The organism is Corynebacterium sp. HMSC076G08, assembly GCF_001811515.1.
In the GTDB taxonomy this organism is placed as follows: domain Bacteria; phylum Actinomycetota; class Actinomycetes; order Mycobacteriales; family Mycobacteriaceae; genus Corynebacterium; species Corynebacterium hiratae.
The window spans coordinates 1-1,797 of record NZ_KV805084.1 but is presented as its reverse complement, the minus strand read 5'-3'; the positions used below and the strand labels follow the sequence as shown (position 1 = coordinate 1,797).

Annotated in this window: 4 protein-coding genes; all 4 read right to left on the bottom strand. The window is 63.2% G+C overall.

What is annotated here, in order from left to right:
- Positions 1 to 68 precede the first annotated feature (68 nt).
- The 4 genes from HMPREF2806_RS11820 to HMPREF2806_RS11805 all read right to left on the bottom strand — a co-directional run bounded on the left by HMPREF2806_RS11820 (position 69) and on the right by HMPREF2806_RS11805 (position 1,710).
- Positions 69 to 383: an NIPSNAP family protein gene (locus tag HMPREF2806_RS11820; RefSeq protein ID WP_174232238.1), complete on the bottom strand. Its 315-nt coding sequence runs from the start codon at positions 381 to 383 to the stop codon at positions 69 to 71.
- 99 nt (positions 384 to 482) lie between these two features.
- Complete coding sequence (locus tag HMPREF2806_RS11815; RefSeq protein ID WP_003849969.1) at positions 483 to 812, bottom strand: DMT family transporter; 330 nt, start codon at positions 810 to 812, stop codon at positions 483 to 485.
- A complete protein-coding gene (locus HMPREF2806_RS11810; protein ID WP_048733039.1) occupies positions 809 to 1,168 on the bottom strand; it encodes a DMT family transporter in 360 nt (119 codons plus the stop codon). Before HMPREF2806_RS11810 ends, HMPREF2806_RS11815 begins: the two co-directional genes overlap by 4 nt.
- Positions 1,165 to 1,710 (bottom strand): TetR/AcrR family transcriptional regulator, encoded by a 546-nt coding sequence (locus tag HMPREF2806_RS11805; protein WP_034666346.1) that lies wholly within the window; start codon positions 1,708 to 1,710, stop codon positions 1,165 to 1,167. Before HMPREF2806_RS11805 ends, HMPREF2806_RS11810 begins: the two co-directional genes overlap by 4 nt.
- Positions 1,711 to 1,797 lie beyond the last annotated feature (87 nt).

Below are 1,797 nucleotides of genomic sequence, written 5' to 3'. Positions count from 1 at the left end.
GTACACCCATCTGTACGCGCTGACCTGCGGCGTTGTGGGTTGTGCCGAGCGTGCTGCCGGAGTCCCTTTCAGTGTCCCTGGGGTAGGAGCGGCCGCATGAAGGTGCGCTCGTACCGCAGGACGCACTCGGACTCGTCTCGAATCCGGTCAGCGGCGATGAAGTCCGAGTGGGTGCCGAACAAGGTGCGGTACTGCTCGTAGGCAGCCAGGCTGGGGAAGCTGAACAGGGATTCCGCACGGTCACTCACACCTTCCGCGGGTAGGTAGTACCCGTGGTGGGTGCCGCCGTGTTCGTCGACATGCCGCATCCAAGCGCGGGCGAACTGTTCAAAGGCTGCGATCTGGTCGGGGTCGATGGTGTAGTGGACGACACAGGTGATCACATCCACAACGCTAGGCCCACAGGCGCTCATTGGGGAGCCTTTGTCTGTGCGCCTCGTGGTGCAGCACACCAATCTGCCTGGTTTACCTGCGGAAATGCGTCAGTTCGCCAAGTTGGCGCCGAGTTCAACGGTGAGAACTCCGACGGCGATGAGGAGGATGCCGAGGGCCATGGTTCGGGTGAGGGGTTCGTGGAAGATGACCCGGGCGAGGATCGCGGTGAGAGCTACGCCGGATGCTGCCCAGATGCCGTAGGCGACGCCAAGGGCCATGCCGTCGGCCAAGGCGAGACTTAAGGCGACGAACGCCACGAGATACCCCGCGATGACGCCGATGAACCATTTCTTCACCCGGCCACCGTCGGAGGCTCGTAGCGACATGGTCGCGACGACTTCGGACAAGATGGCGCCTGCGAGGAAGATCCATCTCATGAGTTGACTCCTGCTTCCTGGGCTGCGGTTTGCTGAGCTTTCTGGGAGCCGAGTTCGACGGTGAGGACACCGCTGATGATCGCAACCATTCCAAGACCCATCACAGCGGTCAGAGGTTCACCGAAAATCGCGGCGGATAGCACGGCGGCGAGCACGACCCCGCTGGCTCCCCAGATGCCATAGGCGACGCCGATCTGCATTCCTTCGCGCAGGCAGAAGGTGAGGAAGACGAAAGTGCCGATGTATCCGGCAGCAACCACGATGTACCAGGATGGGTGATTGAGCGCCGCCTTGAGAGACAGCGTCGCCGCCACTTCGGTAGTGATGGCGCCAGCGAGCAGGAACCACTGCTTCATGGGGTTGTTCCTTCGATCAGGGAGCGAATGCTGGAGACGACGGCTTCGAGATCCGCGCCGTGGAGGGTGGACACACCTGTGGCCTGGGCGCCCCAGAGTCCGTCGGCGGCGAGTCGGGCGGTGGTCAGCCTGGCTCGGGTGGCGGCGTCGAGATCGTCCGGGAGTTCGAGCCAGCGGCCCATCCGCGTAGTCCACGGTTCGGTGAGTTCGGGCCGATACGTCGCTTGGCCCCAGATGATGAACTCGGCGCGCTTGGCGGCCCCGTGGGCGGCGACGTGAACGTAGCTCAGGAGCCGCTCGGTGGCGTTGGCGTTCTCGAGGGGCTTGCCAAGGGTGGCAGTCATGTCGTTCTCGACGTTGGCCGCAGCGTGGTCGACGATCGCGGCGAGCAGTACGTCGCGGTTGCGGAAGTGATATAGCAATCCCGGTTTGGTGAGCCCGGCCTCGTGGGCCACTGCGTCAAGGGTAATGTCGCCACCCTCCGCTGCGTTCATGACGCGGAGGGCAGCTTCCAGGATCTCGGAGCGCTGACTGGTTCGCATATAGCTAACTTTACCATTTGGTAGGTGAAGCCTTCAACTGCGGGCGCTGGTAGGGGCACCTGGGGTACACCCTATTGTTACGCCGGT